Consider the following 20,454-nt stretch of genomic DNA (forward strand, 5'->3'; position numbering starts at 1 on the left):
AAACATGAAAAAGTATTTTGTTTTATTGTATTTGCTGTGTAGTGCAAGTGCTTTCGCACAGTTTAAACTGAGCGGCAAAATCAACCATTACTCAGGTAAAGAAACGCTAAAAATCAATATCCCTAAAGTTTATGGTTACTATGAGCAGAACGCTATAAATATCCCCATTGCTAAGAACGGCACGTTTATCATTACGCTGCCTGTTAACACTGCTAAATTTGGCGATCTAATCTTTCAAACAAACTTTCACCTGTTGTTACTTGATCCGGGCAAGAGCCTAAAGGTTGAGTTGAATGAGGGAGATAAAAGCATAAAGGTTTTATCTGGTACCGCATCGCCAGCAAACAGCTTGCTTCAAACTGTTAATGTGGAAGAATATCCGTTCTTCCTGCAAACCGAGCAGTTCTATATCAAATCAGATCTGGCAACAATGAATACCCGGATCGTCAAACCCTATTTTGCTATGCGCGATAAAAAGATAGCGCTGGTAAACCAGGCCAGCATCAACCCTAAAGACAAAAAACTGATAGCTGCCGAACTGAAATATGCTGCCTATAACAACATTTATGAGCTTGCCGAATTAGGTGGCGAAAACCAGGCAAACGTTGATAAACTGATAGCCGGGGTATTTAATAAAGCCGATATTAAAACGGATACGTTCCCTGCCGGGCCCCAATATTATACTTTTATAAACAGCTATTTGATCTGGAAAGAAAAAACTACCGGTGCCAAACCAGATAAATGGGTAAGTGCTAACAAGTACCTTCCGGATGCTGTTACCGAGCAGCTTGTATATCAGTATATACTGCGTTCGGTTTATGCAAATGATAAACTACAGGCAGATGCGCTTACTAAATCTTACCTTAAAAAGTTCCCTGATAGTGCACGCAAAGCTGATATCGATAAAAAAACAAATAAGCTGAAATAAGATAATTCAAAATATAAATCTGATAAATTAACAAGATTTATGGTTTCATATCGACTATCAATTATCAACCAAATAATATTCTGCATGCATAATAAAATTCACATTTCCTTTGCTAAACACGCTGTTAATTAGGTAAATTGCACTTCGTGAATTACTAATATATAATACCATGACAGATACGCTGGACATCAAGATCACCAAAACCACAAAATCGCGTTTAGCAGAAACCGATTTTAGCAAACTTGCTTTTGGACGCACTTTTTCTGACCACATGCTGGTAGCTGATTACAGCGACGGTGAATGGAAAAATTTCGAAATTCTTCCTTACGGAGAAATTACGGTCAGCCCAGGTATTTCTGCCTTACACTACGGACAGTCTTTTTTTGAAGGTATAAAGGCTTACAAACATGCTGATGGTAAAGTATCTATCTTTCGCCCGGATAAGAACGCGCAGCGTTTCAATAAATCGGCCGAGCGTTTGTGTATGCCGACAATCCCTGAGGATATATTTTTACAAAGCCTTGCCGCTATAGTAGATATTGACCGCGACTGGGTGCCAGCTGCTCCCGGCCATTCATTATATATAAGGCCGTTTATGTTTGCTACAGACCAATATTTGGGCGTGGCTCCATCGCAAACTTATAAATACATGGTTTTACTTTGCCCGGTTGGCCCTTATTTTACCAAACCGTTAAGAGTTAAAATTGAAACTTATTATACACGCTCGGCTGCGGGTGGCATGGGTTTTGCAAAATCATCAGGTAACTATGGCGGTTCTATGTATCCGGCTAAAAAAGCTACCGAGGAAGGTTTTGACCAACTAATATGGACCGACGCCAAAGAGCATAAATACGTTGAAGAAATGGGTGCGGCTAACGCTATGTTTGTGTTAGATGGCAAGCTGATAACCCCGTTAACTCAAGATACCATTTTAGATGGCGTAACCCGCGATACGGTTATTACCCTGGCTCACGACGCGGGGTTCCTGGTTGAGGAGCGCAATGTAGCCGTTGCTGAAATAATTGAAGGCGCCAAAAATGGCAAGCTAACTGACGCATTCGGTGCCGGCACTGCCGCTACCATAGCACCTGTTGGTTCTATCAGCCTTAATAGCGAAGAGTATACGCTTATCGATCCGAAGGAAAGAGAGTTCTCACAAAAAGTATTAAAAACGCTTGATGCTATTCGTTACGGCAACGGCCCGGATGTGCATGGGTGGAATTATTTTGTGTAGCAAATATTAGTTATTGAAGATTGGGCCTGTCGCTCGTCTATATCAATAAAAAGTCTTGCAGTATCTGCAAGGCTTTTTATTGATATTTATCCTCAATGATATCTTGAAATTCTCTTAACTCCTGCTGTTTTGATTTGGCTAAACCTGAATAAGTTATCCATCGGTCAAACATGGTAAAGTCCCAGATATTAACCAGCGTGTTATTATAGATCCAGTCTTTCAATTCTTTGTTTAATAATGCGAAGGGTTTTCGGCCGGTTATATCGTTGGCAACTGCTATTAAATATTTTTTTATGCTTAATTGGGTGCGTGAATAATGCGCAGGATCTTTTTCAAGTACTTCGATAGATTGTACGGGCTTGCCGGCAATAATTAATAGTTCTGCATAGTTTAAAGCATCTTGGGGGTTTTTAGACTTCGCATTAATACTGTCAAGCTCATGTTTACAACGTCTTAGTGCAATGGCAATTAATTGATCAAATCGTCTTTTATTTCCTGCTCCCTTATACAATACCGCTGCATTTTGCGGGCCGGTAGTATTGTGCCCATAAGTAGCATCCCAAAGCTCGTAAGTTTGAGCTGCCTCAACAAGCTGACCTAATGCTATATGGGATTTGGCTTTATATTCAACCGCGTTAAGCATACGGGTCAGGTCCTGGCTTTTCAAAACAGTAAAGTGCGACAGATCATTAACAGCACCCGGGTAATCTTTCACCATAAAGCGGCAGGTACCCGCCATATCCCAATTTACATTTCTTGAATAGCTCAGGGAATCAACAGTAATAGCTTTTTGAGCAGCGTCAAAACCATTCTGCCACCTTTTGTTGTAATAAAATGCAGTAACTTCTGATGCCAGTACTGCTGCATATTCGGCTTTAGATAAGCCATCGCCGGATGGTGTATTTATAACCTGTGCCGAAGTATAACAGGGTATCGCCATTAGTAAGGCAAGCAATAGTTTCTGATAAAGTTTAAACATTACTTGAAGTTATAAATCTTTTTAAAACCATTTGTATTTTATTATGTACAGCCGTACTATTTTACTAAACAGCCTGCATTGTCATAACCCGGTAAACGGATGGTCATTTGTTAATCAAATGATTAATTTAGTAACAATAGGATAACAATTAAGACTAATTTTGAATATAATTTTGAAATAATAAATAAAGGCACAACAATTGAATACACCTACACATGAAACAGTTAACACCCACCACCAAACAAATACACTCAACTTTAGTTGATTGGGTACTGTTTAAAGTACCCGCGTTGTTTGTAACTATTTACGGACGCTAAAAATTTGTAACTTCGTGCTTCATTATGAAGTTACACGATAATTACCTGCACGATTTATATTTAAGAGCCTACGAATGGCTGATCATAAACGGACTTAAATTAGTAATTGGCGTTGCCATACTTTTAATAGGTCTTAAAGTCATAACATTCTTGAGTGCCACCATCCGCAACCGGATGAGCAAAAGAGAGGTCCACTCATCATTACAACCCTTCTTTCTTAGCCTTGCCATAACCGCTTTATATTCATTACTGATTATTTGGGTAATGACCATCGTTGGCATACCATTTAGTGCTTTTGCTACCATCTTAGGTGGTTTTACAGTAGCGGTAGGTTTAGCCTTATCCGGCACATTCCAAAACTTTGCAGGCGGGGTTTTGATCTTGTTATTAAAACCCTTTGAGCTTAACGACAGCATTTTTGCGCAGGGGCAAGAGGGTAAGGTAATATCCATACAAATTTTTTATACGGTGCTGTTATCGCCCGATAATAAAACCATTATCATCCCTAACGGAAAATTGTTTAACGAGGTGATAGTTAACGTTACCCGCGAGGGCAAGCGCCGCCTGGACTTTGAAGTTAAGCTGGGTTATTATGTAGATGTTGACCAGGCAAAAAAGATAATTACTGACGCCGTGAATTCTGTTCCGGGAGTTTTAAAAACTCCTGCAATAAGGGTGGGCATTATATCGTTTGAGATTGAGCACATCCGTTATACCGTAAACGTATGGGTACAGCCAAACGATTTTTTAAATGTTAAAATTGCCCTGCAGGAAAAGATCATCAAAGATCTTAAAGCCGGCGGCATTAGGCTGCTGGGTACCTGATAAATCATAATAATGCAACGCGAACAACTTTCTGTATTTGATATGTTTAAGATAGGCATAGGCCCGTCAAGCTCACATACGCTTGGCCCGTGGCGTGCCGCACAGCAGTTTGTGCAAACACTTGAACAGGGCGAGGTGTTGCCGTTGGTATCAGAAATAAAGATCTTATTATATGGCTCGCTGGCTAAAACGGGCCGCGGGCACGGCACAGATATAGCTATTTTATTAGGTTTAAGCGGCGATGACCCGGTAACCTTTGCGGTTGATGAGGTAACACCTAAAATAAGCCGGATAACCAATACCCACAAAATTACGCTGGGCGGTAAATACGAAATAGATTTTACGGCAAAGCAGGACCTGCTATTTTTATTCAACGAAAGTTTACCCTATCACCCCAATGCGGTAACGTTCCAGGCATTTTTAAATACCGGTAAGGCAATTTCAGCAACCTATTATTCTATTGGCGGTGGATTTGTAGTGAAAGAAGGCGGGCAAAACCAGCAAAAAGCAGAAGTTGACCTGCCATTCCCGATTGATACTGCCGGTGACCTTTTGCATTGGTGCCGGAAAACCGGTCTGAAAATCTCTGAAGTAGTACAGGAGAACGAACTGGCCTGGCGAAGCGAGCAGGAAACCAAAACCGGTGTGCTAAATATCTTTAACGCTATGGCTCAGTGCATGTATCGCGGCAGCCACACCAAAGGTAAATTACCCGGTGGATTAAATGTAGAACGCCGTGCAGCAAGTTTAAATAAAAGGCTTATCGGCACAAATACCTACAGTAATTTCGAAGAATGGGTTACAGCTATCCGCAAAACTGGTAATGGCTTTCAAAATATATTAGACTGGGTGAGCTGCTTCGCTCTGGCGGTTAACGAAGAGAACGCGTCATTTGGGCGGGTAGTTACGGCGCCAACTAACGGTGCAGCGGGGGTTATTCCGGCTGTGTTGCAATACTATTTAGTTTTTTGCGATGGATATGATGAGAAGCGAATCATCCAGTTTTTATTAACTGCCTCAGAGATAGGGTGTATATTTAAAAAAGGAGCCACAATATCAGCCGCCATGGGTGGTTGCCAGGCAGAGATAGGTGTATCATCAGCAATGGCAGCAGCGGCCCTTACAGAGTGTTTAGGAGGCTCACAACGCCAGGTAATGATGGCCGCAGAGATAGCAATGGAACATCACCTGGGCCTAACCTGCGACCCGATAGGGGGCTTGGTGCAGGTGCCTTGTATTGAACGTAATACTATGGGCGCTATTAAAGCGATAACAGCTTCGCAGCTGGCTTTGCAAACCAATCCGGATAACGCCAAAGTAAGCCTTGATGCCGTGGTTAGAACCATGTGGCAAACCGCGCAGGATATGAACTCGAAATACAAAGAAACCGCCGATGGAGGGTTAGCTATCAATATCCCGCTAAGCTTGCCGGAGTGTTAGGTTTATTTTTTGAATAACCTGATATCAAACACAAAAGGGTCTATACTTTTTACCTTTACTTTCTTAAAATCAGGGTGCCGGGGATTTAACAGGTAATTGAAGTCGCCATCAACAGTTGCCGACGGAACCTGCAATACTAAATGCTCACTATTCCTGATAAAATTATTACCGATGGCCTGGGTGTGCCTTACAAATGGATACTTGTTCCAATCGGGCGAAAGGTCTTTTAAGTCGAGTTTTAAAATATCTTTATCAGGAATATCAATGGTGGCCAAAAAATAATTTACAGGCACAATGCCAAAAGGCACGTGTACCGCAATCTCAACAACAGCTAAAGCGCGCGAAGCGGCGGTGTATAAAACCGGGATGCCTTTGCTGTTCCACCGGCCGCCGGTCTTTTCGGCACCATAGCCTGATAGATCATTGATAAAGGCCTGCTTGCTAAGCCGGTAAACAATCATGCCAGTATACCGTGTTCAATGCGGCCCAGCTCATCGTAAATTGAGTTAATGCCAAATGCAGTATCTAAAAGATCTTTGGGTTTAACACTGCCAAGCGAGATGCTTACGGTATCCATCCAGGTATAGAAGTTGTCAGCTATACCAAAAACATCAATGCCTTTTTTATAAAGCAGCTCAATTTGTAATATGCGCTCAGAATAAAGCGGATCAAAAGATTTGTTCTCTTTTTTATAACGCTGGATGGTGCGCTCAGAAAGATGCAGGTATGATGACCAATCATCCAAACCAAAATGAATGTGGTTGGATAACTTGGTAAAATAAGGATACGGCACGCCTTCCCTAACCATGTTTGTTAGATCAAAGCTATCCTCTTCTGGAAACACGTACGGTTTTTGTTTACTCATATCTTTGACACTTGTCCTCAAATTTACGACACTTGTCTAAGATAAACAAATCTTTTTTCAATTAGTTTGCTGCAATCTCCATCTCAAATAACACAGAAATATAATGTTGAAGGACGCTTTGAACGCGTTTTATATCAAGCTCATGCCCTAATTCCTGCTGCATAGAGGTTACTGCTTTATCATCAATACCGCAGGGGATGATGTTTTTAAAATAAGAAAGGTCATTATTTACATTAAATGCCAGGCCATGCATGGTAACCCAGCGACTGCAGCGTACACCCATTGCGCTTATTTTGCGGGCGCGCTCGTTATCAGCATCCAGCCATACACCCGTATAGCCCGGATAGCGCGATGCTTTAATGCCATAATCGGCCAGGGTAAGTATCACGGCTTCTTCAAGCGTACGCAAGTATAGGTGTATATCTGTAAAGAAATTATCAAGGTCAAGTATAGGATAACCTACAATTTGCCCTGGTCCGTGGTAAGTTATATCGCCGCCACGATTAATGTGGTAATAGGTAGCGCCGTTATCCTGCAGCCCTTGTTCATCAAGTAATAAATGCTCGGGCTTGCCGCTGTTACCTAAAGTATAAACATGTGGATGTTCGCAAAAAACAAGATAGTTGGGTGTTATAATGTCATCAGCCGGTGCATCGCCTGCAACAGCCAGCTGGCGGTTGCGGATCTCCATTTTAAGTGCGATGGTAGTATTAAACAGCTCTTCCTGTTTTGTCCACGCCTCTTTGTAATCAATTAATCCCCAATCCTGTACCGTAACCTGCTTGTTCTTCATCTTTATCCCTTTACGTAGCCAATCATATAGTCTTCGTACTTCAAATATCCTACGGTATATTTGTTTTTGATAGCACCCTTGGTTAATATGGCATTTAACTGACCCTGCTGTGTATAAGTAAACGGATCTAATAAAATATCATCCATAAAAGATACTTCTTTTTGCCCGTAGCATTTGTAAACAGCCTCTTTGGCACACCAGCAGGCATATAATTTCTCTATGCGGTTATCGCTACCGATAAAGTCCAATTCATCAGGTGATAAAAAACGCGCGGCTATACGCTCAACCTTTTCTTTTACCTGTTCTATATCAATACCAACCGGGCTTTTTTTACTGATCATTACCGCCGCATAGTCAAAAGAGTGGCTTAATGATATATGATAGGGCAGCGATACCAGGTACGGTTTACCGTGATCATCGACCTGGCAGTCAATATATTCTTCGGTGCGCAGCATTTTGCGTAATAAAACACGTGTGCCCAACCAGTGCAGGTGGCGCTTGCCATTTCTTATTTTTTCAACAAAGGCTTGTTCCTCATCATTTAACTGCAACTGATTGTACAGGTCTTCCGCCTGTTCCTCTATTTTCCAGAGCGCAAATTCGGTATCATCATCAACCCGTTGCCTGTAAGCTATAGCCATAAAAGTAAAATTGCAAAAAGCAGCACAAACTTAGAGCAAATAATTCTAATTTTAGCCAAAATCCCATTCCTTGTTTTATGATATTGTCTGATAAGCGTATTCTTGAAGAAATTGAAAAAGGCCACATTATAATTGAGCCTTTTAAACGCGAATGTTTAGGCACAAATTCATACGACGTGCATTTAGGAAAATACCTGGCAACCTATAAAAGCCGGGTGCTTGATGCAAAGGTTCATAATGAGATAGACAGCTTCGAGATCCCTAAAGAAGGCTTTGTTTTACAACCCAATACTTTGTACTTAGGCGTAACTGTTGAATATACCGAAACCCATAAACATGTTCCGTTTTTAGAAGGCAAATCAAGCACCGGCCGTTTGGGCATTGATATCCACGCTACCGCAGGTAAAGGCGATGTTGGTTTTTGCAATACCTGGACGCTGGAAATATCGTGCGCACAGCCTGTAAAAATTTATCCGGGCATGCCAATTGGCCAGCTAATTTATTTTGTTGTTGAGGGCGATATAGAAACTCTTTACAATACCAAAGGCACCGCCAAATACAATAATAAAACCACCCGCCCGGTTGAGAGCATGATGTGGAAGAATAAGTTTTAGGCTTATATCGATTTACTTAGTAACATTATTTTAAGTATTTTTGTGATCACAGATGTCGACTACAGAAACACAAGAACAGACCTTTACGCTGGAAGAATTACTGGCAGGATTTAAAGAGCTGCATTGGCTTATACTATGGAACGATGACCATAATACCTTTGATCATGTTATCCATTGCATGATCAAATACCTGGATTATACCGAAAGCCAGGCCGAGCGCATTGCCTGGAAAGTACATAACGAAGGCAAATGTGCCGTGTTAGAAGGTTCATTTACCGAGGTAGAAGTTTACCGTAAAATTTTACAACAAGAAGGATTGACGGTTAGTGTGGATTAGCTTCAAAGATTGGTTATTGAAGATTAAAGATTAGTTGAAAATGAGCTTAAAAAAAGCCCCACCATAAGGCAGGGCTTTCCAATAATTATAAGCGAGGGGCTGATTACATCATGCCGCCCATGCCACCGCCACCCATTGGTGGATGACCGCCTGCTTGTGCTTCTTCAGGCTCGTCAGCCAATACACACTCTGTTGTTAACAACATAGCTGCAATTGATGCTGCGTTCTCTAAAGCTACACGGCTTACTTTAGTTGGGTCAATAACACCTGCACCAATTAAGTTTTCAAACTTATCAGTACGTGCATTGTAACCAAAATCGCCTTTACCTTCTTTTACTTTTTGTACGATGATAGAACCTTCAATACCTGCGTTCTCGCAGATCTGACGTAATGGCTCCTCAATAGCGCGACGGATGATCTGGATACCAGTATTCTCGTCTTCGTTATCACCTTTCAGATCAGTTAAAGCAGCTACTGCGCGGATGAAAGCAACACCACCACCTGCAACAATACCTTCTTCAACAGCCGCACGGGTTGCATGTAAAGCATCGTCAACACGATCTTTCTTTTCTTTCATTTCAACTTCAGATGCAGCGCCGATGTATAATACAGCAACACCACCTGATAATTTAGCTAAACGCTCTTGCAATTTTTCTTTATCGTAATCAGAAGTAGTTGCGTCCATTTGTGTCCTGATCTCGTTTACACGGGCCTGGATAGCATCAGACGAGCCTGCACCATTGATAACAGTTGTATTGTCTTTATCAATGATAACTTTTTCTGCAATACCTAAATGCTCTAATTCTGCACTTTCTAATTTATAACCTCTTTCTTCAGAAATTACAGTACCACCGGTTAAGATAGCAATGTCTTCCAGGATAGCTTTACGGCGATCGCCAAAGCCTGGTGCTTTAACAGCAGCAACTTTCAGTGAGCCACGGATCTTATTTACTACTAAAGTTGATAGCGCTTCGCCGTCCAAATCTTCAGCAATAATTAATAATGGTTTGCCGGTTTGTACTTGTTTTTCCAATATCGGCAATAACTCTTTCATTGAAGAGATCTTTTTGTCATAGATCAAAATGTAAGGGTTTTCCAACTCAGCTTCCATTTTGTCAGTATTGGTTACAAAGTAAGCAGATAGGTAACCACGATCAAACTGCATACCTTCTACAGTTTTAACTTCAGTTTCGGTACCTTTTGCTTCTTCAACGGTGATAACACCACCTGTACCAACTTTTTGCATTGCATCAGCAATCATTTCGCCAATAACGTCATCATTGTTAGCAGAGATTGAAGCTACTTGTTTTATCTTGCTGAAATCATCACCAACATCTTGTTTTTGAGCTTTTAAGTTCTCAACAACAACTTTAACCGCTTTGTCAATACCACGTTTCAAATCCATTGGGTTTGCACCTGCAGCTACGTTTTTAATACCTGCAGTAACAATTGCTTGTGCCAGTACCGTTGCAGTAGTAGTACCATCACCTGCAATATCAGCAGTTTTTGATGCAACTTCTTTCAACATCTGGGCACCCATGTTTTCGATAGGGTCTTTCAGCTCAATTTCTTTAGCCACAGTAACACCGTCTTTAGTAACAACCGGTGAACCAAACTTCTTGTCAATAATTACGTGACGGCCTTTTGGACCTAACGTTACTTTAACTGCATTAGCTAAAGTGTCAACACCTCTTTTCAGGGCGTCTCTTGCCTCAACATTATATTTTACTTGCTTTGCCATAGTTTTAATTTTTGATTTATTGAATTATTGATTTATTGACTTTTAGCGAGGGATATAAATTCAATAATTCACTCCCTCAATAATTCAATTATTATTATAATACGATATAAATATCAGATTCTCTCATTATCAGGTAGTCTTTACCTTCAATTGTAACTTCTTGTCCGGCAAATTTTCCGTAAAGAACTTTATCGCCAGCTTTTACTGATACCGGTATTAAATTACCTGTAGAATCAGCGTATCTGCCCGGGCCAACAGCAACAACTTTTCCGTGTTGTGGTTTTTCCTGCGCGGTCTCAGGAATATAAATACCCGAAGCGGTTTTGGTTTCGGCCGGTGCAGCTTCTACTACTACCCTGTCTCCGATAGGTTTAATGTTTAATGACATACTAATATTTATTTATTGGTTATTTATAAGTTTATACTTCGCTTGCTTTTATACATCAATTATGCCAAGCGTAAAAATTGACACATATACTGTTGTATTGTCAGATTTACGTAAACCAACAAATTTAAAGGTTTAGTTTATCAATCTATCAATGCCATGATGACAGTAGCTTAATGCAAAAAAGGCTTTGAAGTTTTCTCCAAAGCCTTTTTAATATTTTCTTTACCTGCTTACTTTTTTGCCGGGCTTGCCGGTAATGTCAACGGTTGTGTAGCAGGTGCTGCCGGTGCAGTTGATGGTGTTGCTTTTAATGATTTTTGAATTTGATCATTATATTCTGAATTAGATTTAGATACACCACTTTTTGTAACAACATTAATTGCTAATGCTAATATCATTAAGGTTATAGCCAGTCCCCAGGTACCTTTTTCTAAAAAATCGCCGGTTTTTTGCACACCCATTAATTGAGATGAGCTTGAAAAGTTTGATGATAAACCACCACCCTTAGGATTCTGGATCAATACAATAAGGCCCAAAAGCGCGCACACAATAACAACAAGGATCACTAATACGATATACATTTCTTTATCTTAATTTATTTTATTTTCTAACTGTTCAATTTGGCCTGCAAAGTAAAGGCTTTTTTCCGGATATTTCAACATCAATTTTTTATACGTCAATATCGCTTTATGAAAAAGCATTTGCTCGGTATAAATTCGGGCCAGTGTTTCTGTAACCAATTCTTCTTTATCTTCTGAACTGCGTTTGGCTTTATTCTCATTATCGAGCTTGGTGCCGCTTGGATGCTGAATATGTGGCTCCTGTTGTATAAAGCGTTCAATTATTTTATCCTCTTTACGATCATGCGTTGCAGCTGATGCTTTTGCGGGATTTTTATCCAGATCGGCAAGTGGACTATGGCTTACTATATTTTGGTAATATTGCTTTTGCAGCTCGTCTACTACTTCCCTGGTTGCTTTTGGGGCAGGCGGCGGAGCCGTTCGGTTACTTACATAAGGCTGATATATATTGGCATGTTCCTTTCGGGTTTTATCTAACCACCACATAAAGGTGTAAGGCATTTTCTCGTCGTTGTAGTTTGACAGGTTGCTTTTTGCCTGGCGCTGTATTGTTTGCGGCTGTATAGTAGGCCACTTTTGTGTTGCAACAGCTGGGTGCATATCTGTTGCTTTTACCGGTTCGGGTGAAGCAACGGGTTGTTGTACCGCAACAGGTTCTTCATATTTCGGTTCGTAAAAATAGTTTTCCCGGGCCCGGGTGCTTGCAGCGGCCTCGTTATTTTCTTCTTCTTTAGCCGATTTATTTATGATGGCCAGTTGCTCCAGGCCTATGTCTTCTATACTTACTATCTCATCATAAACCTCGTCATCAATAGCCTGGTGAAAATACCGTTCATCATATGATGATACAGTTTCTGTCGGCGCTGCTTCGCTTTCTGTTATATAAGTATCGTATTGTTGAGCAAGCGATTGTTCTTCAGGTGGTGCAGCCTGCGTCACTTCTATTTCTTCTTCCAATGTAACGGCAGTTTCAGACTCATGCAAATAATTTTCCTGTGTTGTATAAGCATAGGTCACCGGGTCTGGTTGAGCTTGCCCGTCATCAGTGGGCGTTAGTGGATGGTTATAGGTTTGAGGCTCGTCTTCAATATATGCTACTTCACTTTCAGGGGACTGATCAACTAAAGGTTCAGCAAAAGTATGATAAGGTGCTGTATTATCAACCAGGGTAGCGTCAGTTGCTGGTTCGGGTTCAGAAAAAGTATTATACGGTGTATGGGTATAATCAGCAGCAGTATCTTCTGCAACTTCATCATCAACCACAGGTACATACGGCGCTTCCGCCTCGGGCTCAACCACGGGCGGAACAAATTGTTCTGCACCAGGGATATTAAAATAAGCATCAGCTGCCACCACTGGCGGTTCGTCGCTAAAAACAATCTGCCCGGCTGTTACGCGCGGCAAACTATCTGGCGCAGTGGCTAATTTATGTAGTGTACGGGGGTTAAAATAAGCAGCGGCATGTTTTAAATGACGCTTATCGCCATTAGGCATCAAAAGTGCACGTAACGCCCCGCTTTGCGGAAAATCGGTTACTAACGATTGTAAATTGAAGATATAAGAGTGATTAGGATTAGCCGGATCGGCTAATAGCTTCCATAAAAATTCGTACTCTGCGTTATCTACTTGTTCGTTCACGGGGATGAAGCTATAAAATACTTACCAATTATTAAAGGCCTTATTAAAAATATCGTCAATAAGTTGTTTTACTATCGTCCTTATTAGGGCCTGCTCCTGCGAGTTGATGTCACCGGTAAAATTAGCTGTCTTGCTAAAAGACTGATCAAAATTAAGCTTTTTATCGGCATCATAAACAAATTTAACTCTAACAGTAATCGTTAAAACCTCGGCATTAGCTATTGGCGCCTGGTTTGGGTTAGTTGCCTGGATAGAAACCGGTGCATAATTGTACCCTGTGATAGAGCCGCTCATGTTAGCCTTACCCTCGCCCGTAACAATACTTATACCGGTTGTCGAACGGATTCGTTCTTTCAAGGCCTCTGTAAATACCTGGCTTAAGTTTGATACTACTATGGGTGCATCGTTTTCAAAAAAATCGATATGCACGGTAGTCAACGCAGGCGGTACCGCCGTCCCTGATAAAGTATAGCAGCCCGGCGAAACAAATATCAACGCGCCTAATACCAACAACAAACCCAGTAACCTTTTCATCAACCCTATAAATTTAATTCCTTTATTTTCCTGTACAACGTTCTTTCTGATATGCCTAACTCGTTTGCAGCCAGCTTGCGTTTGCCTTTATGTTTTTTTAAGGCTTTACGGATCAGGTCAGACTCCTTCTCTATTAAAGATAAAGACTCTTCAACCTCTTCAGCATCATGCGTTATGTTGTAGCCATCGTTGTTGTTAATAACGGGTTGTTGTATGGTAAATTGTTGTTCGGTATTGCCGGGCATTTCAATATCCCTGTATAATTGGTTAATAGCCTGCGATTGATTGGCAAAGCCAGGGGTAACACCACCATGTTCAATGATGTCGGCCACCAGTTTTTTAAGCTCTACCATGTCACGTTTCATATCAAACAATACTTTGTATAGTATGTCGCGCTCACTAAAATCCTCCTTAGCCTGGTTACCAATCCGCATTGGCAGGTTTTTGCCATTTGCTTCCTGCGGGATGTAGGTTAAAAGGGTTGGACCGGTAATTACATGCTCGCGCTCTAAAACGGCCAATTGCTCGGCCATGTTTTTTAGCTGGCGCACATTACCCGGCCATGAATAATTGATCAGCACCTGTTGTGCCTCTTCATCCAACTGGATTGGCGGCGTGCGGTACTTATCGGTAAAGTCTGATGTAAATTTCCTGAACAGCAGGTAAATATCTTCCTTCCTGTCGCGCAACGGCGGTATACGCAAAGGCACGGTATTTAAACGATAGTAAAGATCCTCGCGGAACTTACCATTCTTCACGGCGTCATAAACATCAACGTTTGTTGCTGCAATAACACGCACATTGGTTTTCTCAACCTTTGATGAACCTACTTTAATGTATTGGCCCGACTCTAAAACGCGCAGCAAACGTGCCTGCGTTCCTAATGGCATTTCGGCTATCTCGTCCAGAAAAATAGTTCCGCCGTTTACGGTTTCAAAATATCCCTTACGCTCGCCTACGGCACCGGTGTAAGCGCCCTTTTCGTGGCCGAATAACTCTGAATCGATAGTACCTTCGGGTATGGCACCGCAGTTAACCGCAATAAATGGCCCATGCTTACGCGGACTCATTTGGTGGATGATGTGCGAGAAAACCTCTTTACCACTACCACTCTCGCCCGTTATTAAAACAGAGATATCAGTAGGTGCAACCTGGTTAGCTATATTTATTGCCCGGTTTAATAATGGCGAGTTGCCTATTATGCCGTAGCGTTGTTTAATTTCTTGTATCTCCATTATTTAGTTTGAAGATTTGGTAATTTGAAGATTTGAAGATAAAATTCTCAAATTTTCAAATCATCAAATTAGTCAATTATTCTACCCATCAATGTCGCTGTCGTGCAACGTTCTGCCATCACATTTACATACATGCCCGGCTTATATCTTTCATCTACCGGGAAAACCATCATCGCGTTTTGATCTGTGCGGCCTGCGTAATCATTTTTTGATTTTTTTGAAAAACCTTCTATCAGTACCTTTTGTACTTTACCAATCTGGGCCTGCAAACGCACTAACGAATATTTTTGCTGCAGCGCCACTATCTCTGTTAACCTTGCCGCTTTAACAGTTTCAGGGATATCATCTGCATAACGCTTGGCTGCTAATGTGCCGGGGCGTTCGCTGTACATAAACATGTATGCAAAATCATATTGCACGTACTCCATCATGCTTACGGTTTCTTTATGCTCCTCATCGGTTTCAGTGCAGAAGCCGGTGATCACATCAGTTGATATTGCACATTCCGGGATAATACGGCGGATAGCATCTATCCTGTTAATATACCATTCGCGCGTATAGGTACGGTTCATCAGTTCCAGCACACGGCTGTTGCCCGATTGTACCGGCAGGTGGATATAATTACAGATGTTATCGTATTTGGCAATGGTATATAAAACCTCGTCCGTAATATCTTTTGGATGCGAGGTAGAGAAACGTACCCGCAGATCAGGATTGATCAACGCTATCAGCTCTAATAAGTTAGCAAAGTTTACGTTATTAGTTCCATCCTCATTAGCCCATTTATAGCTATCTACATTCTGTCCCAACAGCGTAACCTCACGGTATCCTTTGTTAAACAGGTCCGTAGCTTCCTGAACGATAGAGAACGGATCACGGCTACGCTCGCGGCCACGGGTAAACGGCACTACACAAAAAGTGCACATATTATCGCAGCCACGCATAATAGATACAAATGCATTAATACCGTTGCTGTTTAAACGCACCGGGCTTATATCTGCATAAGTTTCCTCGCGCGATAGCAACACGTTAACTGCTTTCTGGCCGCTGTCAACCTGGTCTATTAAGTTTGGCAGGTCGCGGTAAGCATCGGGGCCTACTACAACGTCAACCAGTTTTTCTTCTTCTAAAAATTTGGCTTTTAAGCGCTCGGCCATACAACCCAGCACACCAACCACCATCCCGGGGTTTTTGCCTTTGGCAACTTTAAATTCTTTAAGGCGGTTGCGTACGCGTGTCTCCGCGTTTTCGCGGATAGAACAGGTGTTAATGAAGATAACATCAGCATTATTAAAATCGCCGGTGGTTTCAAATCCGCTTTCTGATAATATAGAAGCAACTATCTCGCTGTCAGAAAAATTCATGGCACAGCCATAACTTTCAATATAAAGTTTACGTCCGTTATTTTTCCCTACAACAGGATCTAATATTAAAGCTTCGCCCTGCCTGCTCTCATCATGTGCTTTATCCGGAATAACCAAATCTATCATCGTTATTAAAAATTTGAGTAGCAAAAATACATAAAATTTGAATACAAGGTGACAGATTGGCAGAATTATGAAAGTTAAATTACGCTGTTATATGCGGTAGTGTGCCCGGGAGTAATTCTTATTTAACAAAACACGCTTTTTGTTGTTGTAAATGAAAGCTTTAGTAAATGACAACCACACATACTCCCAAAAAATATACTATTCGCATCTGGCCTATAGTAATATTGATATTTATATTCCTATTGGGCGGTACCGGTTGGTACCTATATAAAAGATATATAGCCGGCGATAAATGGAAGCCGCTTTTACAGGCCAAGCTAAAAGAGATGGTGCTAAAATCCACCGATAGCTTATATCATATTGAATATTCTAACTTCGACCTCGACCTGGCATCGGGCAATGCGACGCTTAGCGATTTTAAGCTGGTACCCGATTCGGCAGTATATGAAAAACTGGTGGCTACTAAAAAAGCCCCCGATAACCTGTTTACCCTCAGCGTTAAAAAACTCAGCATAAAAAATGTCGGTGCAAAAAAAGCTTACCAGGATAAGATACTGATAATTAATAACATCACCATTGATAAACCCGACCTGACTATTGTAAATAAGCGCTATAGCTTTAATGATACCGTAAAGGTAGGCAGACCAAAAACACCTTACCAAATCATTAAAAACATCTTCAAGCAATTACAGATCGATTCAATATCATTAAAAGATATCAGTGTAAACTACGTCAATAAAAGCAACCCCGTAACCAAACGCACCGCCCTAAAACATTTAGATATTAATATTTCTCATATATTGATAGACTCCCTATCGGCTTTAGACAGCACGCGCTTTTATTATACCAAAGGTGTTGAACTGGTGCTGCACGACTACAAAATTGCCACGCCAGACAGTATGTATACTGCAGATTTAAAACAGATCTATTTCTCGACCGCCAAGCGCGAGATCATACTGGATAAGGTGGATTTTTTACCGCGTTATAATCGGATCGATTTTTATAAAAAATTGGGTACATCAGGCGATATCTTTACATTAAAATTCAACAAGATAGCCATAACTGATATTGACCTGCAGCGTTTCCTGCGCGACCAGAAACTATATGCAGGTTTAATGGATGTAGCCAATGCCACCGTACAAATCTACAGTAACAGCAATTACAAAGGCAAAAAATCAATTAAAATAGGTAAGGACCCCCACCAGGCTTTACAGCGGGTAGCGCTGGATATGAAACTAACGCGATTAAACATCAGGCATACTGACATTATCTATTCTGAACTGGATGCCACTACCCAGCAAACCGGTATCATCAAGTTTACCAATACCAACGGCTATATACTAAACGTTACCAATGATGCCGATGTTAAAAAAACCAACCCTTTTATGAAGGCCAGCATTAACACCCATTTTATGGACGTAGCGCCGCTGCAGGTAAATTTTAAATTCAATTTAAATGCTAAAAATGGCGCCTTTAACTATTCGGGTACATTAGGGAAATTTGATGGGCGAATACTGGATAAGCTGGTAAAACCTTTAGCATTGGTACACGTACAAAGCGCCGATGTGGACAGGCTAACCTTTAATGTTGATGCCAATAACTATAACGGTAAAGGGCATTTGGAGTTTTATTACCGCAACCTGAATGTGCAGTTGCTTAAAAAGGTTGACGGCCAGGCCAAATTACAGACGGAGGGCTTTATATCAAAAATTGCCAACACGTTGATAATTGAAGATGATAATCCTAAGAAAGGTGTATTCAGGCCCGGGCCTATTGATTTGAAACGGGAGCCGACAACCTCGTTCTTCAGCTTTTTGTACAAGGGGTTGCTTGATGGGTTAAAACCAAGTGTCGGCTTTGATAAAAAAACCGAGGGTAACGTTAATAAAGTAGTAACCAAAGTAGGTACCTTGATTGATAAGTTTAATAAATTTAAAGCCGACCGTAAACAGCGCAAGTTAGAGCGCCAGGCGCAGCGTCAGGCAAAAAAAGACTCGATAGCTAATCTAAAAAAACAGTAAACAACTATTAATGGCATTAACATTTTTAAAACAAAAAAAGCATAAAATAACACTTGCCATTTTTGTGTCTATTACGGTATTTATTTTGTTAGTGGCTTTTGCAGTTAACCAATATTGGTCGCCTATTTTAGCTGGTAAAATAAAAAGTGGGGTTTTAAAAGGTAGCAATGGCTTATATAACGTTGATTTTGCCGATGTTAAGCTAAGAATACTGGAAGGTAAGCTGATTTTTTATAACGTTACTTTTAAGCCGGATACCGACGTTTACAATAAGCAAAACAAGCAACACCTTGCACCAAATACTTTGTTTGAGTTTCATGCGCAGCGGCTGGTATTATCGCATATACACCCTTTTAAACTCTATTTTGATCACCTGCTCGATATAAACCAGATGGTGTTAACCGCGCCCGAGATACGCATTACCTATTTATTAAATAAAGACAAGGATACCGTAACTGCAGATAACCGCACGTTATGGCAAAAAATTAAAGCAGATTTAAAGTCGATCCATATCGGTGATATATTTATAAACGACGCTAACTTTAAATATTACAACCATGCTGACGGTAAAGTTAGGTTAACCGAACTGAAGGAATTGAATATGCATGGCAATGATCTGTTAATAGATTCGGCTACGCAAACAGATAAATCGCGCTTCCTATATTTTAAAGATGTGGTGGCCGACCTGAATAATTATAAAAGCAAATCAGCAAATGGCTTATATACTTACAGCGTTAAAAGGCTTAAGCTGTCAACACGTTTATCACAAGTAAATGCCGTAGGCTTAAGTTGGGAACCGGTTAAAACCGGATTATTTATCAAAAGCACACGTAAGGATAAGTTCGCTTTAAAACTCGATTCCGCACAGCTTAATAATTTCGATTTTTTGTTCTATCATAAATATCGCTCCGTGAGTTGTTCAAGCATGATATTGATTGGCGGCAACTTTGATATTTTTAATAATCCCAATAAAATTAAAACGTTTAAGAATAAAATAACCAGTTTCCCCAATATCGCTGTCCATAACTTAAAAACCGAGGTTAAAATTGACACCATTATTATTAAACATGTAGACATAAACTATGGCGAATTCAACAAGAAATCGCGACAGGTAGGCACTATATCATTTAACAATACCAATGCGAAAGTATTTAACTTCACGAATAACAAAATCGCCCTGCAAAAAAACAATATTGGCAAGATCCAGGTAAGCAGCCGTTTTATGGATCATGGTAAATTAGATGTGGCTTTCGTTTTTAATTTAACAGATAAGAATGCTTCATACAGTTATAAAGGCAGCTTAGGCACAATGGGAATGCAGGCGGTTAACCCTGCAACTATTCCGCTGGCTATGATAAAGATATCATCGGGCACACTCAAATCTTTAAATTTTGATTTTAAAGCCGACAGTAAAAGATCAAAAGGAAAAGTAACCTTTTTATACAACGACCTTAAAGTAAATATCTTAAGGGCCGACACAACTAATGCCATACTCAAGAAGAAGCTGATAGAATCGTTGTTTGCCAACATATTTATATTAAAACATAACAACCCGGATAATGTGGGAGAAATACCGCGCACATTCAACGTAAACTACACCAGGCCCATTACTACCCCTTTCTTTGCTACCCTATGGCAAACGTTACTTATAGGCATTAAACCGGCGGTAGGTTATGACGATAAAACACGCAAAGCGGCAACCGAACGTATGGCCCAGGACGACCTCAACAAAAAAAATCGCCAGATAAAAAAAGAAATGCGCAAGCAACGGCGTGCACAGCGTAAGCTAAAACGAGTATTAGAGAAGCGGCGGAAAGAGGCTGAAAAAGCATCGGAGGATAAGAAGTGATCTA

Annotated in this window: 20 protein-coding genes; 8 read left to right on the forward strand and 12 right to left on the reverse strand. The window is 40.8% G+C overall.

Annotation, left to right across the window (positions count from 1 at the left end):
- Positions 1-4 precede the first annotated feature (4 nt).
- Entirely contained in the window at positions 5-928 is a 924-nt protein-coding gene (locus tag ABIB50_RS22780; protein WP_429383567.1) for a hypothetical protein, read from the forward strand.
- Positions 929-1,097: 169 nt separating this feature from the next.
- Entirely contained in the window at positions 1,098-2,162 is a 1,065-nt protein-coding gene (locus tag ABIB50_RS22785; RefSeq protein WP_429383569.1) for a branched-chain amino acid aminotransferase, read from the forward strand.
- A gap of 76 nt (positions 2,163-2,238) precedes the next feature.
- Here ABIB50_RS22785 and ABIB50_RS22790 read toward each other — a convergent pair whose 3' ends face one another.
- Positions 2,239-3,141, reverse strand: coding sequence for a hypothetical protein (locus ABIB50_RS22790; RefSeq protein WP_429383570.1), 903 nt, complete (start codon positions 3,139-3,141; stop codon positions 2,239-2,241).
- Positions 3,142-3,482: 341 nt separating this feature from the next.
- Between ABIB50_RS22790 and ABIB50_RS22795 the strand changes: the two genes are divergently transcribed.
- A complete protein-coding gene (locus ABIB50_RS22795; RefSeq protein ID WP_429383571.1) occupies positions 3,483-4,283 on the forward strand; it encodes a mechanosensitive ion channel family protein in 801 nt (266 codons plus the stop codon).
- Between the two features lie 12 nt (positions 4,284-4,295).
- Positions 4,296-5,723, forward strand: coding sequence for an L-serine ammonia-lyase (locus tag ABIB50_RS22800; RefSeq protein ID WP_429383573.1), 1,428 nt, complete (start codon positions 4,296-4,298; stop codon positions 5,721-5,723).
- Positions 5,724-5,725: 2 nt separating this feature from the next.
- Here the strand turns inward: ABIB50_RS22800 and ABIB50_RS22805 are convergent, their stop codons facing one another.
- The 4 genes from ABIB50_RS22805 to ABIB50_RS22820 all read right to left on the reverse strand — a co-directional run bounded on the left by ABIB50_RS22805 (position 5,726) and on the right by ABIB50_RS22820 (position 8,022).
- Positions 5,726-6,184 carry an RES family NAD+ phosphorylase gene (locus tag ABIB50_RS22805; protein WP_429383574.1) on the reverse strand — a complete coding sequence of 153 codons (459 nt, stop codon included), beginning with the start codon at positions 6,182-6,184 and terminating at the stop codon, positions 5,726-5,728.
- Positions 6,181-6,588, reverse strand: a complete 408-nt coding sequence (parS, locus tag ABIB50_RS22810; protein ID WP_429383575.1) for a type II RES/Xre toxin-antitoxin system antitoxin — start codon at positions 6,586-6,588, stop codon at positions 6,181-6,183. Before parS ends, ABIB50_RS22805 begins: the two co-directional genes overlap by 4 nt.
- A 61-nt stretch (positions 6,589-6,649) precedes the next feature.
- Positions 6,650-7,381 carry a lipoyl(octanoyl) transferase LipB gene (gene lipB / locus ABIB50_RS22815; protein WP_429383577.1) on the reverse strand — a complete coding sequence of 244 codons (732 nt, stop codon included), beginning with the start codon at positions 7,379-7,381 and terminating at the stop codon, positions 6,650-6,652.
- Between the two features lie 2 nt (positions 7,382-7,383).
- Positions 7,384-8,022 (reverse strand): 4'-phosphopantetheinyl transferase family protein, encoded by a 639-nt coding sequence (locus ABIB50_RS22820; RefSeq protein ID WP_429383578.1) that lies wholly within the window; start codon positions 8,020-8,022, stop codon positions 7,384-7,386.
- 77 nt (positions 8,023-8,099) lie between these two features.
- Here ABIB50_RS22820 and dcd point away from each other — a divergent pair, with 77 nt between their 5' ends.
- Together dcd and ABIB50_RS22830 are read left to right on the forward strand one after the other, a co-directional pair.
- Complete coding sequence (gene dcd / locus ABIB50_RS22825; RefSeq protein ID WP_429383579.1) at positions 8,100-8,636, forward strand: dCTP deaminase; 537 nt, start codon at positions 8,100-8,102, stop codon at positions 8,634-8,636.
- Positions 8,637-8,688: 52 nt separating this feature from the next.
- A complete protein-coding gene (locus ABIB50_RS22830) occupies positions 8,689-8,973 on the forward strand; it encodes an ATP-dependent Clp protease adaptor ClpS (RefSeq protein WP_429383581.1) in 285 nt (94 codons plus the stop codon).
- Between the two features lie 103 nt (positions 8,974-9,076).
- Here ABIB50_RS22830 and groL read toward each other — a convergent pair whose 3' ends face one another.
- From groL to miaB, 7 genes are all read right to left on the reverse strand, one after another.
- Positions 9,077-10,714 carry a chaperonin GroEL gene (gene groL, locus ABIB50_RS22835; RefSeq protein WP_429383583.1) on the reverse strand — a complete coding sequence of 546 codons (1,638 nt, stop codon included), beginning with the start codon at positions 10,712-10,714 and terminating at the stop codon, positions 9,077-9,079.
- Positions 10,715-10,808: 94 nt separating this feature from the next.
- Positions 10,809-11,102, reverse strand: coding sequence for a co-chaperone GroES (gene groES / locus ABIB50_RS22840; RefSeq protein ID WP_429383584.1), 294 nt, complete (start codon positions 11,100-11,102; stop codon positions 10,809-10,811).
- A gap of 230 nt (positions 11,103-11,332) precedes the next feature.
- Complete coding sequence (secG, locus tag ABIB50_RS22845) at positions 11,333-11,683, reverse strand: preprotein translocase subunit SecG (RefSeq protein WP_429383585.1); 351 nt, start codon at positions 11,681-11,683, stop codon at positions 11,333-11,335.
- Between the two features lie 9 nt (positions 11,684-11,692).
- Positions 11,693-13,321 carry a hypothetical protein gene (locus ABIB50_RS22850; RefSeq protein WP_429383587.1) on the reverse strand — a complete coding sequence of 543 codons (1,629 nt, stop codon included), beginning with the start codon at positions 13,319-13,321 and terminating at the stop codon, positions 11,693-11,695.
- Positions 13,322-13,342: 21 nt separating this feature from the next.
- Entirely contained in the window at positions 13,343-13,855 is a 513-nt protein-coding gene (locus ABIB50_RS22855; RefSeq protein WP_429383588.1) for an LptE family protein, read from the reverse strand.
- A 5-nt stretch (positions 13,856-13,860) separates the two neighbouring features.
- Positions 13,861-15,090: a sigma-54 interaction domain-containing protein gene (locus ABIB50_RS22860; protein WP_429383590.1), complete on the reverse strand. Its 1,230-nt coding sequence runs from the start codon at positions 15,088-15,090 to the stop codon at positions 13,861-13,863.
- Between the two features lie 68 nt (positions 15,091-15,158).
- Complete coding sequence (miaB, locus tag ABIB50_RS22865; RefSeq protein ID WP_429383591.1) at positions 15,159-16,580, reverse strand: tRNA (N6-isopentenyl adenosine(37)-C2)-methylthiotransferase MiaB; 1,422 nt, start codon at positions 16,578-16,580, stop codon at positions 15,159-15,161.
- A 167-nt stretch (positions 16,581-16,747) separates the two neighbouring features.
- On the opposite strand from miaB, the gene ABIB50_RS22870 reads away from it, so the two are divergent.
- Complete coding sequence (locus tag ABIB50_RS22870; protein WP_429383593.1) at positions 16,748-18,601, forward strand: hypothetical protein; 1,854 nt, start codon at positions 16,748-16,750, stop codon at positions 18,599-18,601.
- Positions 18,602-18,611: 10 nt separating this feature from the next.
- Positions 18,612-20,450, forward strand: coding sequence for a hypothetical protein (locus ABIB50_RS22875; protein WP_429383594.1), 1,839 nt, complete (start codon positions 18,612-18,614; stop codon positions 20,448-20,450).
- Positions 20,451-20,454: the final 4 nt, after the last annotated feature.

Source organism: Mucilaginibacter sp. UYCu711 (assembly GCF_050433825.1).
Taxonomy (GTDB): Bacteria; Bacteroidota; Bacteroidia; order Sphingobacteriales; family Sphingobacteriaceae; genus Mucilaginibacter.

Bases quoted from the DNA above. Each gene is read 5' to 3' on its own strand.
- ABIB50_RS22830 (WP_429383581.1), top strand. From the start codon at position 8,689: ATGTCGACTACAGAAACACAAGAACAGACCTTTACGCTGGAAGAATTA.
- lipB (WP_429383577.1), bottom strand. From the start codon at position 7,381: ATGAAGAACAAGCAGGTTACGGTACAGGATTGGGGATTAATTGATTAC.
- ABIB50_RS22875 (WP_429383594.1), top strand. From the start codon at position 18,612: ATGGCATTAACATTTTTAAAACAAAAAAAGCATAAAATAACACTTGCC.
- miaB (WP_429383591.1), bottom strand. From the start codon at position 16,580: ATGATAGATTTGGTTATTCCGGATAAAGCACATGATGAGAGCAGGCAG.
- ABIB50_RS22855 (WP_429383588.1), bottom strand. From the start codon at position 13,855: ATGAAAAGGTTACTGGGTTTGTTGTTGGTATTAGGCGCGTTGATATTT.
- ABIB50_RS22800 (WP_429383573.1), top strand. From the start codon at position 4,296: ATGCAACGCGAACAACTTTCTGTATTTGATATGTTTAAGATAGGCATA.
- parS (WP_429383575.1), bottom strand. From the start codon at position 6,588: ATGAGTAAACAAAAACCGTACGTGTTTCCAGAAGAGGATAGCTTTGAT.
- ABIB50_RS22820 (WP_429383578.1), bottom strand. From the start codon at position 8,022: ATGGCTATAGCTTACAGGCAACGGGTTGATGATGATACCGAATTTGCG.
- secG (WP_429383585.1), bottom strand. From the start codon at position 11,683: ATGTATATCGTATTAGTGATCCTTGTTGTTATTGTGTGCGCGCTTTTG.
- groES (WP_429383584.1), bottom strand. From the start codon at position 11,102: ATGTCATTAAACATTAAACCTATCGGAGACAGGGTAGTAGTAGAAGCT.
- ABIB50_RS22870 (WP_429383593.1), top strand. From the start codon at position 16,748: ATGACAACCACACATACTCCCAAAAAATATACTATTCGCATCTGGCCT.
- ABIB50_RS22785 (WP_429383569.1), top strand. From the start codon at position 1,098: ATGACAGATACGCTGGACATCAAGATCACCAAAACCACAAAATCGCGT.
- ABIB50_RS22795 (WP_429383571.1), top strand. From the start codon at position 3,483: ATGAAGTTACACGATAATTACCTGCACGATTTATATTTAAGAGCCTAC.
- groL (WP_429383583.1), bottom strand. From the start codon at position 10,714: ATGGCAAAGCAAGTAAAATATAATGTTGAGGCAAGAGACGCCCTGAAA.
- ABIB50_RS22790 (WP_429383570.1), bottom strand. From the start codon at position 3,141: ATGTTTAAACTTTATCAGAAACTATTGCTTGCCTTACTAATGGCGATA.
- ABIB50_RS22780 (WP_429383567.1), top strand. From the start codon at position 5: ATGAAAAAGTATTTTGTTTTATTGTATTTGCTGTGTAGTGCAAGTGCT.
- ABIB50_RS22805 (WP_429383574.1), bottom strand. From the start codon at position 6,184: ATGATTGTTTACCGGCTTAGCAAGCAGGCCTTTATCAATGATCTATCA.
- dcd (WP_429383579.1), top strand. From the start codon at position 8,100: ATGATATTGTCTGATAAGCGTATTCTTGAAGAAATTGAAAAAGGCCAC.
- ABIB50_RS22860 (WP_429383590.1), bottom strand. From the start codon at position 15,090: ATGGAGATACAAGAAATTAAACAACGCTACGGCATAATAGGCAACTCG.